Genomic DNA, 19,491 nt, shown 5'->3' on the forward strand with positions numbered 1-19,491 from the left:
TATTTCACACTAGAAACAACAAGAAGAACAAAAAAATCATTAAGCCTACATCAATGAATATCGACTTTTTATCTCCTGCTTTTATACTCATCATAAAATTAGAAATTATTTTAATTCCAAAAAAGACCATCATAAATAACCCACCGAAATGATCATTCGTAGAATCTTCATCATAAAACATTTGTATTGCACCGATAATTAATAAGATAAGTATGATATTGGTTCCAATCTTTAAAGCCTTGTTTGATTTATTATCTTTTAATGTATCTCCCAAAATGTATCACGCCCTCTCATGCTCTCCTATGTTTTATCTCTCTTTATATTTTAACATAAATTACCTATTATTCCCTTTTTGTTCGAATAACATAAAAAACCTACCAATTACTTGGCAGGTACATTACACGTTAAAGCGATAACCAGCTCCCCACACTGTTTCAATATATTGCGGGTGAGCAGGATCTCTTTCAATTTTTTCACGTAGCTTTCTAATGTGAACAACGACAGTGGCTAAATCGCCAGCTGATTCTAGTCCCCAAATACGTTCAAATAACTGTTCTTTATTTAATACTTGGTTTGGATGCGTTACAAAGAATGTTAATAAATCAAATTCCTTCGTTGTGAACGCGATTTCTTCATTGTTTATAAAAACTTTTCTCGCTCGCTGGTCAATAGAAATTCCATGAATGTATAACGTATCGCGTTGCTTACTCACATTTCCTGATAATCTTTCATAACGAGAAATATGCGCCTTTACTCTTGCTACTAATTCACTCGGGCTAAATGGTTTCGTTATATAATCATCCGCCCCTAAACCGAGTCCGCGAATTTTATCTATATCCTCCTTCTTTGCTGAAACAAGTAAAATCGGAATGTCTTTTATAGCACGTATTTGTTTACAAATTTCAAAACCATTCATTTTCGGAAGCATAATATCTAAAATAATTAAGTCATAGTCTTCCTGAAGAGCCATTTGTAGACCTATTTCACCTGAATGCTCTACATCGACTTGAAAATCACTAATTTCTAAATAATCTCGCTGTAATTCTGCAATACTTATTTCATCTTCTACTAGTAAAATTCTCTTCATTCTACTCACCACATTCCTGTACTTTTTTCAATGAGAAGAAAATACTTGTACCTTCCCCAAGCTTACTTTCCGCCCAAATTTCCCCGCCATGTTCTTCAACAATTTGCTTCGCTATCGCTAAGCCAAGTCCACTTCCACCTGTGCTAGAATTTCGCGATTGCTCTGCACGATAAAACCGCTCAAATATATACGGCAGCGTATCAGCTTCTATACCTGATCCATTGTCCATCACTTTTACAATAACTTTATTGTTATCACTTAATACTGTTACAGTAATTTTCTTCGCTTCTTTATCCATGTATTTCACACTATTATGAATTAAATTTGATATCACTCTATTTATCTTTTCACAATCGGCCGTTACATATAGTGGTGATGAATGTAATTGTAAATAAACTTCTATACCTCCCTCACTTAAATCCATCTGCATCTCTTCTAATAATTCTTGCATAAACACGTTTAACTCTATCGTTTCAAACTGAAATGGAACTCGGTTCAAATCAAGCTTCGAAAACAAAAAGAGCTCATCAATGAGTGTATCCATATGCTTTGCCTTCGTATGAATGGTCGTTAAATACTTATCCATTTTTTCTGGCGTATTTGCGACTCCATCTTTTATGCCTTCTACATATCCAATAATAGATGTAATCGGTGTTTTTAAATCATGAGAGATGTTTGAAATGAGCTCTTTTCGATTTTCTTCATATTGTGTTTGCATCTCAATCGACCCTTTTAACTTCTTCCTCATTTCCTCAAATCCTTGATTTAATTGCCCAATCTCATCATGGGATGTAACTGGAATTTGAAAATCTAAATCCCCTTCTTTAATTCTCCCAGTCGCATCTTTCAATACAAAAATTGGTTTTATCACACTTCTTGAGACGAAATAACTTAATAACCCTATGAGTAAAATGGCTAACAGTAAAAGCCCTCCGAACAAAATTGGAAATAATTTTTGTGTGAGATCGACAAATGAACTTTGCCTTTTTAGTACAAATATACTCCCTTCTTCATCTCCGGGAAAATAAAAATCAAATTTTACATATCGATAAAATGTATCGCCTAGTTCCGTTGTACCACGACTATTAATATTTGCTGATTCAAATTTCGGAATGGCTTCTTTTAAAGATACACCTTCAAATATTTTTGTAGCATAAGAAATCGTTTCTCCCTTTCTTACAACTATTTTCACACCTTCTTTTTCAAGTGATGAAACGAACGATTCATCTAATAGTTGTGATTGATTTTTCTTTGCCGCTAATTTCAATTCAATATACGTATTCTCTTCTTCTGGTGTAAGCGGCTTTTGAATATAGGAACTTTTATAGAAATTTTTCACTGATTCCAAGTCTCCTGTTATGGAAAAAACAATTAAAAATCCCGCGACTAATATGAGCGTAATGGAAACGAGAATAACAGCGATATAAGAGAATAAAAACCTTGTTTTAATAGACATATGTTACATCCTCACTTTATCCCGCATTAACGGGCAGTAAGACCCCCCACCTCAAAATTCAGAGAAAGCAACGAAGTTAGGTAGGGATCAACTGCCCATAAAAGCCCGATTGGTTCAACTAATAATCAGTGGGGGGTACCCCCCACTGATTAAAGTTTCACTTTATCAAACCTTATTACTCATAAGCATAAAAATATATGTTCAAATACTCAAGCGATTTTATAGTAATTTTAGCGTCAGTTTATAAAAATTTAATGTTCTTATTTTACAGTTGCAATGAGGAGGTTGAAATTCCATGTTCAAAAAAACATTAAGCATGATCTGTTGCGTAATTTTTTTGCAAGGATGCTCGCAAGAACAAGAGGTTCAAAAGGAGATGACAAACATGGAGACAGCGCTACTAGCAGCTACTGAGAAACAAGAAACGAATACTGTTATATCATTACTCAAAAAAGGGGCTGACATAAATATAACGGACAGTAAAGGACGTACCCCTCTTATGATTTCTACATACAAAAATGATGTAAAAACTGCAAAAGCGCTTATTGAAGCAGGGGCTGACGTAAATATCCAAGACGATATGAAAAACAATCCCTTTCTATACGCCGGTGCAGAAGGTTACTTTGATATTTTAAAACTAACGATTGATGCCGGTGCAGATCCATCGCTTACGAATCGTTACGGCGGAACAGCTCTTATCCCCGCCTCAGAACATGGCTATATTGATGTTATTAAAGAACTCCTTACGCGAACAACTATTGATGTTAACCATGTAAATAATCTCGGGTGGACCGCTTTAATGGAAGCCATCGTACTAAGTAACGGAAACGAAACACAGCAACAAGTCATTCAGCTTCTTATTGAGCACGGTGCAGATGTAAATATTCCAGACAACGATGGTGTTACCCCGTTAGAGCATGCTCGCGCTCATAACTTTGAAGAGATAGAGAAGATTTTGTTAGAAGGGCGTAAGTAAAAAGCTAATTTTTGCCTTCCTCCCCCACCCTATGCTACATTTAACCCGTTACATTAATATTAATAGGGTGGGAATAAACATGAACAAACCTAAAATTGGGATGATTGGACTTGGAAGTATTGCGCAAAAGGCCTATCTTCCAACACTTACAAAAGAAACAGATTGGAATTTTGTAGGGGCCTTTACACCTAACGCAGAGAAAAGGAAACAAGTTTGCCAACAATACCGCATTCAAGACTTCCATTCTATTGAAACGTTAGCTTCGGAATGTGATGCAATCTTCGTTCACAGTTCAACTGCTACACATTATGAAATCGTTTCTGAACTTCTGAAAAAAGGAATCGACGTTTATGTTGATAAACCGCTAGCAGCTACAGTGGAACAAGCTGAGCAACTAGTCGAGTTGAGCGAAAAGCATAACCGAAAGTTAATGGTCGGATTTAATCGCCGATTCGTTCCTATGTATGTTGCTGCAAAAGAGCAAGCTCATGATATTTCATGGGTTCGAATTGAAAAACACCGCACAAATAAAGTCGGGCCATATACGTACGACTTTACTATGTTAGATGATTACTTACATATTGTAGATACTGCTCGCTGGTTAGCTAATGATGATCTTAACGTCGTTCATAATATGATGCAAATTAATGAAAAGAATGAACTTCTTTACGGACACCATACATATACAACTCCAAGTGGACTGTTACTTTCTACCGCGATGCATCGCCATGCAGGTACAAACTTAGAACAAATTGAACTTGTAACGACAGGGAAAATTATTCGCGTAAAAAATATGAATACATTTGAAATTGAACAAGAAAACTCCGTTTCGCAAAGCGGTTCACCATCATGGGATACGACGTTAAAACAGCGCGGTTTTGAAGATGCTGTTCATCATTTTATCGAATGTGTTCACGGAGATACAAAACCTGTTGTAGATGGATTAGAAGGATTAAAAACGCAGCAACTGTTGCAATCTCTACTGGAGAATGCAACTAAAAATTAAAACGGATACATTTTTCAGAATTTACTTTCATTCCCATTTTCCCTTTATTTCTGTCGCAAATTTCTATAGAATATGTTGATAGGAATTATAAATTTCATAATGAATCGTGGAAAGGATGGGATTAACACATGTGGAACGAGTTTAAAAAATTCGCATTCAAAGGGAATGTAATCGATTTAGCTGTCGGGGTTGTAATCGGTGCTGCATTCGGTAAAATCGTTAGTTCTTTAGTAAAAGATATCATCACACCATTACTTGGTATGGTACTGGGCGGCGTTAACTTTACAGATTTAAAACTTACATTCGGTAAATCATCTATTATGTATGGTAACTTCATCCAAACTATTTTTGATTTCTTAATTATTGCAGCTGCTATCTTTATGTTTGTTAAAGTTTTCAACAAACTAACATCTAAAAGAGAAGAAGAAGAAAAGAAAGAAGAACTTCCAGAACCAACAAAAGAAGAAGAAATTCTTGGCGAAATTCGCGACTTACTAAAACAACAAAACTCTTCTAAAGATAGAGCATAATTGAACGGATAAAAAGGCATGCCCCCTCGGGACATGCCTTTTCTATATGCTATAACGTTTCTGAATTCATATGAATAAATAAAATAATACCAGCAACCATAAGTACCATAATACTACCTGCAAATAGTGTAATACCCATAAACATTAAACTTGTGCTCATGTCCACTGATACACTTTCAATAAAAATAGAAATTACATACGTGATAAGGGCGATTCCTGCAAGAATACTTCCTGGAACAAATCGCTTTAAGCCATTTTGTTTTAACGTCATATATGCAAAAATAGCGGTCATGCAAAGCGTAATTATCCAAAGAACGATCATCTCTTCTCCCCCCTCACAAGCCTTTTCTTTCTATTATACATGACATTGCCCTATAATAGTTAAATTTGCACTTGTGTGACATATAACAAGGAATAATCCAAACTGTAGCGAATGTCTTATGAAGAATCCCAAATACATTATCATTATCAAAGTAACGTATTTACAATACCCGCTTCACTTATCGCGAGTATTGTTTATAAAGTAAAACATTCAGCATAAGGAGACTGATCTCATGTGTATGCTGTAAAATTATTATTTGAATCTGTCCATTCAGGTAAACCTAATCCTAGTAAAATTGATGAACATTATGAAGAGAATCACGATACACTTTTTGAAGAAAGTATCATTCTCGTTAAGGCGAACAGTTTAGAGGAAGCTCATGAGCTAGGTGAAAAGATAGCCCTACAGTCTGAAGATACGTACGATAATATGTACGGTGAGCAAGTAACATGGACGTTTAGAAAAGTGTTGCATGTTTTCGAATTAGATGACACACCATTTGAGACAGGAAAAGAATTATATGCACGCTTTTTACATGTTAAGAAAACTGAAAGTGTAGATACAGTAGTTAAACACCATTATCCTGAATATGAATAAAAGCTCACAGCTATCGCTGTGAGCTCTCTTATTCTTACTTCGTTGAATCTCTAAATTGGATACGGTGAGGTAAGATAACTGAGTGATCTTCTACTTTTTCTTTGTTCATATATTTCGTTAGTAGACGCATTGCTACTGCACCGATATCATACATTGGTTGTACAACTGTCGAAAGTTGCGGGCGAACCATTAATGCAAGACGTGTGTTGTCAAAACCAAGCACTTCGATATCCGTTGGTACGTTTAATCCCGCGTCTTGTGCTGCGTGGATTACACCTAGTGCCATTTCATCAGAAGATACGAAGATTGCTGTTGGTTTTTCATCCATGCCCCAAAGTCTTTCAAACGCTTCTATACCTGAATCATATGTGTAATCTCCATCAATTATAAGATTTTCATCATATGAAATACCTGCTTCTTCTAAAGCTTTTTTATAACCTTGTAACTTCTTCGCGCTTCCTGCTTTATTAATGAAAGGACCAGAGACGAAACCGATACGTTTATGTCCTTGCTCAATAAAATGCTTCATTGCATCGTAAGCTGCTTGTGTATAATCAATATTTACTGATGACGTTTCATTTTGTTCATCAAATGACGCTGCTAATACAATTGGTACTGGAGATTTTTTGAACTCTTCAACGTGAATATCTGTAATATCTTCACCCATGAAAACAATCCCGTCCACTTGTTTCCCAAGCATCGTATTTAATAAGTGGAACTCTTTCTCTTTGTTCTGGTCAGAGTTACTTAAAATGATGTTATATTTGTACATTGTTGCGATATCTTCAATTCCACGAGCAAGTTCTGCATAAAACGTATTTGAGATATCAGGAATAATAACACCCACTGTAGTTGTCTTCTTACTTGCTAGTCCACGTGCTACCGCATTCGGGCGGTATCCTAAACGATCAATTGCTTCTAATACTTTCTTTCTTGTTGTAGGCTTTACATTTGGGTTACCATTCACAACGCGTGATACGGTAGCCATTGAAACATTTGCTTCACGCGCTACATCATAGATTGTTACGTTCATCTCTTCGCACACTCCTTCTATTTATGTTATCTATTTTTATGTATCGGTTCACTTGAATGAAAAAAAGACATCAACTCTATTTGCAGATGCCAACAATCGTCCCGAGTTCTTCCTTTTACTAATGATACGCTAAAAACACAGGGTCATACAATATTTTCCCGCAAAAGTTTCGAAAAAATTCGCTTCTTTTCTCGTATTTTCGTATTTTTTATGCAAAAAAGGTCAATTTTTGTAAAAAAGCTATGTAACAAGGCTACATAGACTAAGAAATCTTTTTATAATTTACTTCCGAATGCTTTTAATTCTTTCATAAACTCATTGAATTCTGGAATGTCCATTTGCTACGCTGCATCTGATAATGCAACTGCTGGGTCTGGATGTACTTCAGCCATAATAGCAAAAGCACCAATTGCCATAGCCGCTTTTGCAAACGGTAAGAGAAGGTCACGTCGCCCTGTAGGGTGTGTTACATCGACAACAACAGGTAAATGTGTTTCTTTCTTTTAAATTGGCACAGCGGAAATATCAAGCGTATTACGCGTTGCTGATTCATATGTGCGAATACCACGCTCACATAAAATGATAGTACCATTCCCCTCTGCCATACTATATTCTGCTACATTAATAAATTCTTCAATTGTTGCTGATAAACCACGCTTTAATAATATTGGTTTATTTACAGCACCAGCTGCCTTTAACAGTTCAAAGTTTTGCATATCGCGAGCGCCAATTTGAATAACATCAACATAATCTGACACTTTAAAGAAGGCACTGAAAGAGTCTATTTCATAAGAAAAAAGAGGTCATTCCCTACTATGTACAGGTAATGACCTCCTTTCTTCTTTCAACATCTTTAGGAAATTCGAAATGTTTTTCTCGAAGTATTCACTTTTTCAGTAGCCTCAGCTTAAAAACTGTCTTTTTTTATTATAGGAAAGAAACAAACGGTTTATCGCTGTTCTTCTCTTTTATAATAACAGCCTCGATTTTATTCTCGGACTTTATTTGTAATTGAACTTTAGCATCTTTAGGAAATTGTTCTAACATACTTTGAGCAGCCGTTTGAGAGAGTGCCATTAATTCTGACTTACCGTTATATTTAACGACAATATCCATCTTTAATTTATCCATCTTATTTTGCTTATAAGAAATCTTAGCATTAACAGGGATATAATCTCCTGGAGAAAATGCCTTCATTGCTTCAGAAAACTTCTTTAGCTTATCATTATCTTCTCCATGTGCCCCCCCAAATTCTTGAGAAGGATACGAATACGACTTTTCATCAATAGTATCCCAATTTCCAAGATTAGTCTCGTTCTTTTGAACAGTAGCGCTTGAAATATAAGTACCATTCTTTAAAGAACTTGTACTTTCTTGCTTGAATATAGCAAACGTAATTGGAGATTTGTTATATTTATCATTTTTATTAATAGCTTCTATAAGCCCCTTAGCGACTTCAGTACCTTTAGAAATAGCTTCCTCATTAGATACACTTGAAGACATAGATAAACCAATAACAACACCAGATAAGCTTAGTTCATTTGAATTTTGTTTGCCGAAGTAGTCCTGTTCTATAATATTAGTCAAAACTGGTACTTCTTGTTTCGTAACTAATTCATCAATTGTTTTCTCTGGAATATATTGATTTAATTGTAATACGTAATTTTCTGTATCGAATTGTTTTGAAGCAATATCCATTAAACCATTTTCATATTCTGCTAAATCTAGTTTAGAATTAGTTTTAACATTAACTGTATTAATTACCTTTTGTTCTTTTAAAGGAATAACAGTTCTATAGTAATCCTTAGAAACAGCAGTTCTTGGAATCATACTTTTTTCTTTCGTATCTTTCTGTACAACTTCATCCTTCTTCTCAATAGTATTATTGCTGCAAGCCCCCAGTAATAAACTTAAGCTTGCGATGCATAATGCCATTTTCTTCATTGCTTAAAACCCACTTTCAAAAGTCAATTTACTTAGTTTTAAAGTATCTCTAGTGTACCATTAAATATATTGCAACAAAATAAAAAAGAAGCAAGCCCTTCGCTTGCCTCTCCCTATTTTACATTCTCTTCTAAAGCTTCTTTTTTAATATTCCAGTGCGATGTATGCCATACTACCATTCCATCTTTTATGTATAACACTTGCGGAGATTCATGCTTAATGCTGTACTGCTCTGCAACATGGTTCGAAACATCTCTCGCCTCTTGTACGTATAAGTAATATGCTGGCACTTCTCTTTCTTCACCGCAATACGCTTGAAACTCTGTATATGCCCCGTGACTAATTGGACATGTCGTACTATGTTTAAAAAGAACGTAAGGCTCGTTCTTTTCTACTAACGCTTCAAGTTCTTCAATCGTTTCAATCTTCATCATACTCATCATTACTCACCTCTCATGCGAAGTCTAGAGCGCTTCTCTCTCTTTTCAGCCTTCTGCTCAGCTTTCTCAAGTTTACGCTCTTCTTTTTCAATCTTTTTCTCTTGTCTCGTAGTACGGTAATGATTATACACTTCAATTGCTGCGCTGCTCCACTGTACAACTTGTGCCACTTTATCTGCATTATTTTCAATTTCGTCCGTAACAGACTCTGAAACGTTGCGAAGCTTCGTATTTAAAGAGTGGATCGTCGTTCCGATTCCATCCACACCTTCTACTACTTTATTTAGCGACTGTGACTTCTGTTGAATATCATCAGCTAACGCATTTGTCTTATGTAATAATTGCTCCGTCTCTACGCTTATTCCTTGCATTTGCTTTTCTAAACCTTCTAACGTGCTCGCAACGTTTTCTAACGTCTTCTGAACCGATAACAACGTTCTGCATACATACACTACTAATACTGCGAAAGCAACCGCGATAATAGCCGCACTTACATATAGAAGAACTTGCATTTCATCACTTCCTTTATCTTTTTCATACTTTCTCCCATTATACAATCATTTTCCGTTTCATTCTAATCCCTATCTTTTCATTAGAATTTTCATACTTATTCGTTAACTTTAACATAAATGATTCAACAAATTCCACTAAGTAGGTTACAATAGGAGAGGATACATAATTAGTAGGGAGGCTTTACATATGAAAGATCCACGCATTGAAAAGTTAGCATACAATTTAATTAACTACTCTATTCGTTTACAAAAAGGCGAAAAAGTATTAATTGAAAACTTTGGCTTACAAAAAGAACTTGTAACTGCACTTGTAAAAGAAGCATATGCAGCTGGTGGTTTCCCATTCGTTTCTTTAAAAGATCATCAAGTAGATCGCTCTTTATTAATGGGTGCTACTGAAGAACATTTCGAACAAATCGCTGCATATGAAGCTAGTGTAATGAAAGATATGGATGCTTACATTGGCCTTCGCTCTGGTGATAACATTAACGAACAAGCTGACGTTCCAAGTGAACGTATGAAAGTTCACGGCCAAACAGTTGGCAAAAAAGTTCATAGAGACATCCGTGTTCCGAAAACACGCTGGGTTGTTCTTCGCTACCCAAATGCTTCTATGGCGCAGCTTGCTAAAATGAGCACAGAAGCTTTCGAAGACTTCTACTTCGAAGTTTGTAACTTAGACTACGGTAAAATGGATAAGGCGATGGATAGCCTTGTTACATTAATGAATAAAACAGATAAGGTTCGCTTAACTGGCCCTGGAACTGACTTAACATTCTCTATTAAAGACATTCCAGCTATTAAATGCTCGGGTCATTTAAACATTCCAGATGGTGAAGTATACTCTGCACCAGTTCGCGATTCTGTTAACGGTACAGTTTCTTACAACACACCATCTCCTTACAACGGTTATACATTTGAAAATGTACAACTTAAATTTGAGAATGGCCAAATCGTTGACGCAACTGCAAACGATTCAGAGCGCATTAACAAAATCTTCGATACGGACGAAGGCGCACGCTACGTTGGTGAGTTCGCAATCGGCGTAAACCCATACATCTTACATCCAATGGGTGACATTCTATTCGATGAAAAAATCGATGGCAGCTTCCACTTCACACCTGGACAAGCTTATGATGATGCATGGAACGGCAACAACTCTAACATTCACTGGGATTTAGTATGCATTCAGCGCCCTGAATACGGCGGCGGTGAAATTTACTTCGACGACGTATTAATCCGTAAAGACGGACGCTTCGTTGTAACTGAACTAGAAGCTTTAAACCCAGAGAACTTAAAATAATGAAAAACGCTCGGAATTGTATCCGAGCGTTTTGTTATTATTTCCACTCTATATCGAGCTACTTTCCTCGCTTTTTGTTTGCTGGAAATGAAAATAAAATAAAAGCGCAACTACGATGGTACCTATTAATATTGGTACATATAAGGGCAGATCCCATTTAATATATACTCTAGTGCAACCAACAAGCACAAACAAAATTTCTAAACAGAATAAAGGTTTTACATATTTCATTTCTTACCTACCATTGCTATTTTCACATTTGGGTTCTCTTTCTCGATAAGCGCGAAAAATTCATTCATATCTTGCGGCATCGCAACCATATGTACTTTGTATGCATTCGTCGTAATTTCAAGAGATTTTCCCACTTGACGAATGATTCTTATCTCTTTCAATACGATATCGTCATTTAAAATGCCGTACTTTAATACACCATTTTCTACTTTATGCTTTTTAATAAATACTTCCCAAACGAGTGGTACATTTACAAGGAAACATAAACCCATTCCAATTAACGCTGACATCCACTGCTCTTTATTTGTGAGGATCATGACAAGTGGATATACAAACATAAAAGCTAACGTGAGACAAACGAAAATTACTACCGATTTACTTCTTTGAATCGGAATGTTCATACACGCACCCCCTACCCCAAATTATACCACTTTTTCCATTTTAGTTCATAAAAAAAGGCCATTTCTACATGACCTTCTTAAACAATATATCTATAGAATTTCTTATCCACCTGTAACACTGGAAAACTTTTTGGCAACTCGTCTATACTCACACTTTGGAAATTATTCTTTTCATAAAAGCGATGCGCTGCTAAAAATTTAACTGTTGTTCCTAAATAAATGTCTTTCAAGTTCTTTTCTTTCGCCCAAGAAATTGCCGTTTGAAGTAGCATATATGATGCGCCCCATTCTTTTCCGCGGAACTCTTTCTTCACGAACATTTTTCTTAGCGCTACTTGATGCTTCCCAATATCTAATAAAGCTATCGTTCCAACTACTTTCCCATCATAAGTTGCTACCCAAAAATTTCCGTTGTCCCTTTGATAGAACATTTCTATTTCAAGTAAGTCCGGCTGCTCTTCTTTCGTAATAGGGACATTGTACTCTTTTCGCTGAATATGAACGATAAGATCTACTACTTCATCTTGAAACGTACTTTCATACGGAATAATGCGTAACTTCTCGTTCATCGAATCTCCTTCCACTCTGAAGCTAGTAAACTATATACAGCGATATCGTGAAAATGATCATATAACCATTCTTCATCTCTTAAAATACCATCTAACTTAAAACCTAAACGCTCTGGAATAGCTCGGCTTTTCACGTTTTCAACACCGCATCTAATTTCTATTTTATTTAATTTTAAATTCTCAAATGCATAGTGAAGTACAGCTTTCACGCTACGCGTCATAATACCTGTCCCACCAGCATCTTCTGCAAGGTAATATCCGAGACTTGCCGCTTTCTTCCCCCAACTTACCGGATGAATGCCTACCATCCCAACGAGCTTTCCTTTATAACGTATGCCACTTTCAAAACCGTCTCCCTCTGCAAACTTCTTTAACCACATCGGACAAATTTCATCATACGCACCAGCAGATTTCGTCCCATCTACCCAAGGAAGCCATCTTCGTAAATGATTACGGTTTTGGTCTATTAATTGATATAGTTCCTCTTTATGATGCTTCTCTAATAACTGTAATTCGATTTCGTCATCTACTCGGAGTGTGAACATGTTTTTTTAGCCCCTTTTAATTTTCCTATTATTCTAACACTTATAGGTGAAAAAAGGTTAAACATTCGCACTTTTTCGGTTTTATATAAGAACAATCACTATATATGATTGATATCTAGATATGAATCATATATAGTTAAAGTATGGAAAAAAATGATAATTTTATAATTCAATTACGTAAAGGTATTTTTGATCTCGCTATTTTGTCTTTAATAAGCAAACAACCTATGTATGGATACGAAATTACAAGTGCCTTACAAGATATCCCTGTGTTTCATATCCCGAACGGTTCGATATACCCTATATTAAATCGAATCACGAAAAACAATTGGGCTGTTTCCTATTGGGAAGAGTCCGGTGATGGGCCAAAAAGAAAATACTATCGCATTACAGACGAAGGGAGAGAAATTTTAAATAGTCGCTTACATGATTATGATGCAGTATACCAAGCTCTAATGTTACTAGCTAAAGGAGAGGATAAAAAATGAACAAGGAACAATTCTTTTCAAATGAACTCATTGTTTCTTTCTTACACGATCTTCATAAAGGTTTAATGAACTTACCTACGTCAGCAAGAGAACAACATGTGCTAGAAATCAAATCCGATTTATATGAAAATGCATTAAGTAAAGAAAGTGAAGGGATACCATCAGCAAGCATTCCTTCACAAGTGATTGAAGAATTTCTTCCTCCAAAAGAATTAGCAAAGGAAATTACAGTAGAATATACAGATGTTATTCAAGATGCACAGCAATCTACAAATACATTTATTAAATATTATTCCGGTCTATCTATCGGTCCACTGGGTGCTCTATCAGTTCCTATCGTATTAGGTTTCATCAATATTTCATCTAATTTACCATTTGTACTAGCATTTATTGCAAGCAACATTTGGTTTATCTGTAGAGAAAATCAATGGAATACAGATTTATTAAAATACTTTAAAACAATTATTTTCATCAGTTCAAGACTGTTAATCGCTCTTCCATTCACCTTTTTCGCGATTCGAATTATGATAACAAAACAATTCGATATGTTTTCATTCTATTATTTAATTGGATATGTACTTTTTAGTTCACTATATATATTCTTATTAAAACAACTATACAAAAAAAATGAACAATACCAACATATCAACGCTTTTTAAAAGATATCGAACACAACAAAAAAGACGCACAGCCACAGCTATGCGTCTTTTTTCTTACTTCTCTGCAACTTGAACTTCTTTTACGTAAGCTGCTTCGAATTTTTGGATGTCACCTGCGCCCATGAAAATAAGAACGCCGTTTTTATGTTTCTTTAACACATCCGTTGTTGTATCTGTAATTAGTTCTGCGCCATCGATACGTTTTTGCAGATCTTCAATTGTTAATTCACCTTTGTTTTCACGTGCTGATCCGAAAATATCACATAAGTATACTTGGTCAGCTTTACTTAAGCTTTCCGCGAACTCATCTAAAAATTTCTCTGTACGTGAGAATGTATGTGGTTGGAATACAGCGACAACTTCACGCTCTGGATGTTTTTGACGTGCTGCTTCAATCGTTGCATTAATTTCTGTCGGATGGTGTGCATAGTCATCAATGATAACTTGTTCTCCCATTGGCTTTTCATTAAAGCGACGTTTTACGCCTTCAAAAGTTGTTAGCTGATGCTTAACTGCTTCTACATCAACGTTTTCATAATGGCAAAGCGCGATTACTGCTAATGCATTTAATACGCTGTGATCGCCGTATCCTGTAATTTTGAACGTGTCATAATACGTATTACGAACGAATACATCGAATATAGTACCATCAGTTCTCTTTTGAATGTTACGTGCTTGGAAATCATTATCTTCTCCAAATCCATAGAAAATAACAGGTACTTTCGCTTGAACTTTTTGAAGTTCTTCATCATCACCACATGCAATAATACCTTTTTTCACTTGCAATGCCATCTCTTGGAATGCATTAAATACATCATTGATGTCTGCAAAGTAATCTGGGTGATCGAAATCGATATTTGTCATGATTGCATAGTCTGGATAGTAAGACAAGAAATGACGACGATACTCACAAGCTTCAAATACAAAATACTTACTATTTTCTACCCCATGCCCCGTTCCATCTCCAATAAGGTATGATGTTGGGTGTGCGCCTTGCATTACATGGGCTAACAAACCAGTTGTTGATGTTTTTCCATGTGCACCAGTTACAGCAACACTTGTGTACTGATTCATAAGATCACCTAAGAAGTGATGGTAACGATGTACTGGGATATTTAATTCTTTTGCTGCTACGATTTCTTCATGCGTATCAGGAAATGCATTTCCTGCGATAATCACTTGTCCTTCTTTAATATTATTCTTATCAAAAGGAAGGATGGAAATACCACGCTTTTCCAATGCTGTTTGTGTAAAGAAACGCTTTTCATAATCAGACCCTTGAACAGTATGCTTCATGTCATGAAGAATTTGTGCTAATGAACTCATTCCTGTTCCTTTAATTCCTACAAAATGGTAAACTGTCATCTTAAAGAACCTCCAACATTTCGAACTAATACAACGGCCTATCTATAAGACAGTATATGAATCTTTTCTTATTTTGGTAATCATCATACATTTCTGATGCAGTGAATTTCTTTTTATATTCACTTATCAGTGATAAACTCGTACGTACTTCTTTTATGTCCATAACACATTTATTATAGCAAAAAACAAGCCGCTATACTATGATAACAGAAAAACTGATAGGGTCAATCACCTATCAGTTTTTCTCGCTTTTACATATCTTCTTTTGTTTCTAATTGAACACGCTCTAGACGTGAATTTGGACGGTATTTACGACCAGCTTTTGCTTCTGGTTTTCCATTTAATTCTACGTTATCACCAGTAAAACCAATATTCATTTTTAATAAGCTACTTCCTACTCCGTATATATCGACAGGAACATTTTGAGCTTCAAATTCACGAATACGCTTCTCATCAAACCCACCAGTTACAACGATATCTACATGTTGGAACCCTTCCTCATCAAGAGCCTTACGAAGTGCAAATACAAGTGATGGATTTACACCACGTGGATCGAATGTTCCAAGTACTTCTGGGTGACGAATGAAGTATTGATCAATCATTGTGCGAGACGTATCGACACGTACACCTTTTAATGTTGATCCAAATTCACGCGCTACGCGAAGTGCATCTGTAATGACATCATTGTTATAATCAATTAGTACGACTAATTCATCTTCTGGGAATTTTTTATGATATGCCTTTGCAGCTTCAACAACATCACCATTAAACATTTGAATTAAAGCATGAGGCATCGTCCCCATACCACTTCTGCCCCACCATTCATTCATTGCATGCGTCGCTTGCGCGCTCATACCTCCGATGTATGCCGCATAGCCGTCACCAGCTTGTTGCGTATAATGATCGTCACGATCTCCCATGAAAATAACCGGTTTTTCTTTATCTACACTACGTGCAGCTTGGACAACGTTATATACGTTTGTCGCAACTGATGTACGACGAGCTAAAATCCCATCAATTACACCTTCTAAAAAGCCGAAGTATTCATAAGGACCATGAATTGTTAAAACTGTTTCAAACGGACTAATATTATCGCCATCCTTTAAAGAATGAATTTCTAATTCCTCAGGATTTTTGGCAAATGTTTGTAGCAATGCGATTACCTCATCTGCTCCGCAAAGAACTGCATGTTCTTTTTGAAAAAACTGCATTGTTACAACACTTTTCGGGCGAAATTCTTCAATGATTTCTCTAGTTTTTAAAAAGTAAACAGCAGAGAACCAGCCTTCTCCAACACGTTCATCAAATTTAAATGTTTTATTTGTTAGTCGATTTATTTCACCTTTTAATTTTAATTCAATTTCTTTCATGTCGCTTTACTCCCTACTTTACTATCCAACATTTTCTATTAGTATACAGCAAAACCGTTTCCTATACATTTGTTTCCTGCATAGCAGCGAATTCATCCTCAGAAATAAGGACATCTCTCGGTTTCGTTCCTCTTCCTTCAGAAATAATCCCTTGCGACTCCATCTCTTCAATTAGACGTGCCGCGCGATTATAACCTATGCGGAATTTTCTCTGTACAGAAGATGTGGACGCTCCCCCTTGCTCTACAACAAATTGACATGCATCAAAAAATAGTTCATCTTCAGACTCACTCTGCTCTGATTTTGCTAATAAATCCTCTTGCTTAAATAAGTAGTTTGGCTTCATTTGCTTTTTCACATGATCAACTGTTCTTTCAATCTCATCATCTGATACGTATACACCTTGTACACGAACTGGTTTAGATGTGCCGTTTCCTAAAAATAGCATATCACCACGACCAAGTAACTTCTCCGCGCCCCCAATATCGATAATCGTACGCGAATCAACTTGAGATGATACTGTAAACGCAATACGCGTTGGAATGTTTGATTTAATTAAACCTGTAATAACGTCTACAGATGGACGCTGCGTCGCAACTAATAAGTGAATACCACAAGCACGCGCTTTTTGTGCAATACGACAAATCGCTTCCTCAACATCACCAGGAGCAACCATCATTAAGTCCGCTAACTCGTCAATGACAATTACAATATAAGGTAATGTCTCACCTGGGATTTCTCTACCACTTACAATCGTATTGTAACGAGTTAAATCACGAGCACCAGCATGAGCAAACAATTCATAACGACGTTCCATCTCTTCAACCGCCCACTTTAACGCAGCTGTAGCTGCTTTTACGTCAGTAATAACAGGTGCTACAAGATGTGGAACAGAATTGTATGGTGCAAGCTCAACCATCTTCGGATCAATTAGTATCAACTTCACTTCATGCGGCTTCGCTTTATATAAAATGCTCGTTAAAATCGCGTTAATGCACACACTTTTCCCTGAACCAGTTGCACCCGCAATAAGTCCATGTGGCATTTTTCGAATATCCGTTACAATTGGATCACCGGAAATATCAAGCCCCAGCGCAACTGTAAGCGGTGATTCACTCTTTGTAAATACAGGACTTCTTAAAATTTCACGCAGGAATACTGGCTTACTTTCCTTGTTTGGAACTTCAATTCCAATTGCACTCTTCCCTGGAATTGGCGCTTCAATTCGAATATCTTTCGCAGCTAAACTTAACTTAATATCATCACTTAAATTTGTAATTTTATTTACTTTCACACCTGGGTCTGGTTGTACTTCAAAACGAGTTACCGCCGGCCCTTGTGACACATTAATAACATGTGCTCCAACATGGAAATTATTAAATGTCGTATTTAATAATTCTTCCTGTTCTTCTAGCCACTCCGTATTATCTAATGCTGCCTGCTGTGGAATTGACAACAACGTTAATGGCGGAAGTTCATACTTCGGTGGCGCTTGTAGTACGTTGCGCATATCGTTCTCTTTTTGATTTACAACATATGCTTTCTCTTGTACTTCCGTACTTGAAATTGGCTCTTGTACTTGTCCAGCCACCACTACTTGTTGCATCGGTTTTTCTTCCACTTGCGGTTCCACTACCACTTGCGGCATCGGTTTTTCTTCCACTTGGGCTTCTACTACCACTTGCTGCACTGGACTTTCTTCCACTTGCGGATCTACTACCACTTGCTGCACTGGACTTTCTTCCACTTGCGGGTCTACTACCATTTGCTGCATTGGCTTTTCTTCTGCTTGTGGTTCTACTACCACTTGCTGCATTGACTTTTCTTCTGCTTGTGGTTCTACTACCACTTGCTGCATTGGCTTTTCTTCCACTCGTTCACTGACAGTTGATTGCATTACGTTCGTTCTTGCCGCATGTCTTTCCATTAATTTCTTTCTATCCTGCTTTAACATGACAACATTAAATGGGACATGACGTTTTTTCTCACGTTTCGGTTCTTCTATTTGTAAAGCAGGCTGTTCTTCAGCAACTTGCTTCTTTTCTTCCGCTTCTTCAACTAAAACGTTCGCAAAGTTTTGAACATCTTTCTTTGTTTGCTCATCCGTTTCTGAAACTGGTACGAATACTTCACTTTCTTCCTTGAACGTAATTGTTTCTTGTTGAGAAATCACTGGTTGCTCTGCAACTGGTGTATTTTCCACTAAATCTGTATTCATCGTTTCTTCAATTACTGTTTCTTGAGAAGTTGGTTCTTCTTCCTTAGTACCCTCTAACTCCGTAACTTCTTCTGTYGCTTCCTCAGYTTCYTCTAATTCCACAACTTCTTCTGTCGCTTCCTYAGYTTCYTCTAATTCCACAACTTCTTCTGTCACTTCCTCAGATTTCTCTAATTCCACAACTTCTTCTGYYGCTTCCTTAGTTTCTTCTAATTCCACAACTTCTTCTGTCGCTTCCTCAGMTTYCTCTAATTCYACAACTTCTTCTGYYGCTTCCTCAGMTTYCTCTAATTCTACAACTTCTTCTGCTGCTTCCTCAGCTTCCTCTAATTCTGCAACTTCTTCTATTGCTTCCTCAGTTTCTTCTAATTCCACAACTTCTTCTGTCGCTTCCTTAGTTTCTTCTAATTCCACAACTTCTTCTGTCACTTCCTCAGAT

At 36.5% G+C, this 19,491-nt stretch carries 22 protein-coding genes and 2 pseudogenes; 8 read left to right on the top strand and 16 right to left on the bottom strand.

From position 1 onward, the window contains the following. Positions 1–4: 4 nt before the first annotated feature. The 3 genes from AC1DS7_RS19075 to AC1DS7_RS19085 all read right to left on the bottom strand — a co-directional run bounded on the left by AC1DS7_RS19075 (position 5) and on the right by AC1DS7_RS19085 (position 2,543). On the bottom strand, positions 5–274 hold the full coding sequence (locus AC1DS7_RS19075) for a hypothetical protein (RefSeq protein ID WP_002129432.1): 270 nt from the start codon (positions 272–274) through the stop codon (positions 5–7). 123 nt (positions 275–397) lie between these two features. Next, a complete protein-coding gene (locus AC1DS7_RS19080; RefSeq protein WP_002034338.1) occupies positions 398–1,087 on the bottom strand; it encodes a response regulator transcription factor in 690 nt (229 codons plus the stop codon). A 1-nt stretch (position 1,088) separates the two neighbouring features. After that, on the bottom strand, positions 1,089–2,543 hold the full coding sequence (locus AC1DS7_RS19085; RefSeq protein WP_002034337.1) for a sensor histidine kinase: 1,455 nt from the start codon (positions 2,541–2,543) through the stop codon (positions 1,089–1,091). Between the two features lie 295 nt (positions 2,544–2,838). On the opposite strand from AC1DS7_RS19085, the gene AC1DS7_RS19090 reads away from it, so the two are divergent. The 3 genes from AC1DS7_RS19090 to mscL all read left to right on the top strand — a co-directional run bounded on the left by AC1DS7_RS19090 (position 2,839) and on the right by mscL (position 5,055). Beyond that, entirely contained in the window at positions 2,839–3,519 is a 681-nt protein-coding gene (locus AC1DS7_RS19090) for an ankyrin repeat domain-containing protein (RefSeq protein WP_016102951.1), read from the top strand. A 79-nt stretch (positions 3,520–3,598) separates the two neighbouring features. Continuing rightward, entirely contained in the window at positions 3,599–4,525 is a 927-nt protein-coding gene (locus tag AC1DS7_RS19095; protein WP_016102950.1) for a Gfo/Idh/MocA family protein, read from the top strand. A gap of 128 nt (positions 4,526–4,653) precedes the next feature. After that, positions 4,654–5,055, top strand: coding sequence for a large-conductance mechanosensitive channel protein MscL (mscL, locus tag AC1DS7_RS19100; protein WP_002015591.1), 402 nt, complete (start codon positions 4,654–4,656; stop codon positions 5,053–5,055). A gap of 49 nt (positions 5,056–5,104) precedes the next feature. Here mscL and AC1DS7_RS19105 read toward each other — a convergent pair whose 3' ends face one another. Next, positions 5,105–5,377: a DUF3917 domain-containing protein gene (locus AC1DS7_RS19105; RefSeq protein ID WP_000636592.1), complete on the bottom strand. Its 273-nt coding sequence runs from the start codon at positions 5,375–5,377 to the stop codon at positions 5,105–5,107. A 111-nt stretch (positions 5,378–5,488) separates the two neighbouring features. Between AC1DS7_RS19105 and AC1DS7_RS19110 the strand changes: the two are divergent. Both AC1DS7_RS19110 and AC1DS7_RS19115 read left to right on the top strand, forming a co-directional pair. Next, a pseudogene (locus AC1DS7_RS19110) lies at positions 5,489–5,596 on the top strand (DUF3949 domain-containing protein); the annotation flags it as partial. Between the two features lie 15 nt (positions 5,597–5,611). After that, positions 5,612–5,974 carry a DUF4288 domain-containing protein gene (locus AC1DS7_RS19115; protein WP_002184820.1) on the top strand — a complete coding sequence of 121 codons (363 nt, stop codon included), beginning with the start codon at positions 5,612–5,614 and terminating at the stop codon, positions 5,972–5,974. Positions 5,975–6,008: 34 nt separating this feature from the next. Here the strand turns inward: AC1DS7_RS19115 and ccpA are convergent, their stop codons facing one another. The 5 genes and pseudogenes from ccpA to AC1DS7_RS19140 all read right to left on the bottom strand — a co-directional run bounded on the left by ccpA (position 6,009) and on the right by AC1DS7_RS19140 (position 9,903). Further along, a complete protein-coding gene (gene ccpA / locus AC1DS7_RS19120; protein WP_002034370.1) occupies positions 6,009–7,007 on the bottom strand; it encodes a catabolite control protein A in 999 nt (332 codons plus the stop codon). A 275-nt stretch (positions 7,008–7,282) separates the two neighbouring features. Then, positions 7,283–7,762: pseudogene (locus AC1DS7_RS19125) on the bottom strand (bifunctional 3-deoxy-7-phosphoheptulonate synthase/chorismate mutase); the annotation flags it as partial. Positions 7,763–7,934: 172 nt separating this feature from the next. Continuing rightward, positions 7,935–8,951: a CamS family sex pheromone protein gene (locus tag AC1DS7_RS19130; RefSeq protein ID WP_002015611.1), complete on the bottom strand. Its 1,017-nt coding sequence runs from the start codon at positions 8,949–8,951 to the stop codon at positions 7,935–7,937. Between the two features lie 113 nt (positions 8,952–9,064). After that, positions 9,065–9,391: a bacillithiol system redox-active protein YtxJ gene (gene ytxJ, locus AC1DS7_RS19135; RefSeq protein ID WP_002067603.1), complete on the bottom strand. Its 327-nt coding sequence runs from the start codon at positions 9,389–9,391 to the stop codon at positions 9,065–9,067. A 2-nt stretch (positions 9,392–9,393) separates the two neighbouring features. Beyond that, complete coding sequence (locus tag AC1DS7_RS19140; protein WP_012261840.1) at positions 9,394–9,903, bottom strand: DUF948 domain-containing protein; 510 nt, start codon at positions 9,901–9,903, stop codon at positions 9,394–9,396. 187 nt (positions 9,904–10,090) lie between these two features. Here AC1DS7_RS19140 and AC1DS7_RS19145 point away from each other — a divergent pair, with 187 nt between their 5' ends. Continuing rightward, positions 10,091–11,206: an aminopeptidase gene (locus AC1DS7_RS19145; RefSeq protein ID WP_002034367.1), complete on the top strand. Its 1,116-nt coding sequence runs from the start codon at positions 10,091–10,093 to the stop codon at positions 11,204–11,206. A gap of 48 nt (positions 11,207–11,254) precedes the next feature. Here the strand turns inward: AC1DS7_RS19145 and AC1DS7_RS19150 are convergent, their stop codons facing one another. From AC1DS7_RS19150 to AC1DS7_RS19165, 4 genes are all read right to left on the bottom strand, one after another. Then, positions 11,255–11,437 carry a hypothetical protein gene (locus AC1DS7_RS19150; RefSeq protein ID WP_012261842.1) on the bottom strand — a complete coding sequence of 61 codons (183 nt, stop codon included), beginning with the start codon at positions 11,435–11,437 and terminating at the stop codon, positions 11,255–11,257. Continuing rightward, complete coding sequence (locus AC1DS7_RS19155; RefSeq protein WP_002143426.1) at positions 11,434–11,838, bottom strand: PH domain-containing protein; 405 nt, start codon at positions 11,836–11,838, stop codon at positions 11,434–11,436. The genes AC1DS7_RS19150 and AC1DS7_RS19155 overlap by 4 nt, the downstream gene beginning before the upstream one ends. A gap of 77 nt (positions 11,839–11,915) precedes the next feature. Then, a complete protein-coding gene (locus AC1DS7_RS19160) occupies positions 11,916–12,407 on the bottom strand; it encodes a GNAT family N-acetyltransferase (protein ID WP_016102948.1) in 492 nt (163 codons plus the stop codon). After that, positions 12,404–12,952: a GNAT family N-acetyltransferase gene (locus AC1DS7_RS19165; RefSeq protein ID WP_002143428.1), complete on the bottom strand. Its 549-nt coding sequence runs from the start codon at positions 12,950–12,952 to the stop codon at positions 12,404–12,406. Before AC1DS7_RS19165 ends, AC1DS7_RS19160 begins: the two co-directional genes overlap by 4 nt. A 143-nt stretch (positions 12,953–13,095) precedes the next feature. Between AC1DS7_RS19165 and AC1DS7_RS19170 the strand changes: the two genes are divergently transcribed. Further along, a complete protein-coding gene (locus AC1DS7_RS19170; protein ID WP_002143429.1) occupies positions 13,096–13,440 on the top strand; it encodes a PadR family transcriptional regulator in 345 nt (114 codons plus the stop codon). Then, on the top strand, positions 13,437–14,099 hold the full coding sequence (locus AC1DS7_RS19175; RefSeq protein ID WP_016102947.1) for an HAAS signaling domain-containing protein: 663 nt from the start codon (positions 13,437–13,439) through the stop codon (positions 14,097–14,099). Before AC1DS7_RS19170 ends, AC1DS7_RS19175 begins: the two co-directional genes overlap by 4 nt. 54 nt (positions 14,100–14,153) lie before the next feature. Here the strand turns inward: AC1DS7_RS19175 and murC are convergent, their stop codons facing one another. The 3 genes from murC to AC1DS7_RS19190 form a co-directional block, all read right to left on the bottom strand. Continuing rightward, positions 14,154–15,464 carry a UDP-N-acetylmuramate--L-alanine ligase gene (gene murC / locus AC1DS7_RS19180; protein ID WP_002015598.1) on the bottom strand — a complete coding sequence of 437 codons (1,311 nt, stop codon included), beginning with the start codon at positions 15,462–15,464 and terminating at the stop codon, positions 14,154–14,156. Positions 15,465–15,715: 251 nt separating this feature from the next. Continuing rightward, positions 15,716–16,834, bottom strand: a complete 1,119-nt coding sequence (locus tag AC1DS7_RS19185; RefSeq protein WP_002015597.1) for a nicotinate phosphoribosyltransferase — start codon at positions 16,832–16,834, stop codon at positions 15,716–15,718. A 61-nt stretch (positions 16,835–16,895) separates the two neighbouring features. Further along, positions 16,896–19,491: DNA translocase FtsK (locus AC1DS7_RS19190; protein WP_476999155.1), on the bottom strand; the 2,596-nt coding region annotated here is incomplete at its 5' end.

The organism is Bacillus sp. P4_E1, from assembly GCF_056401715.1.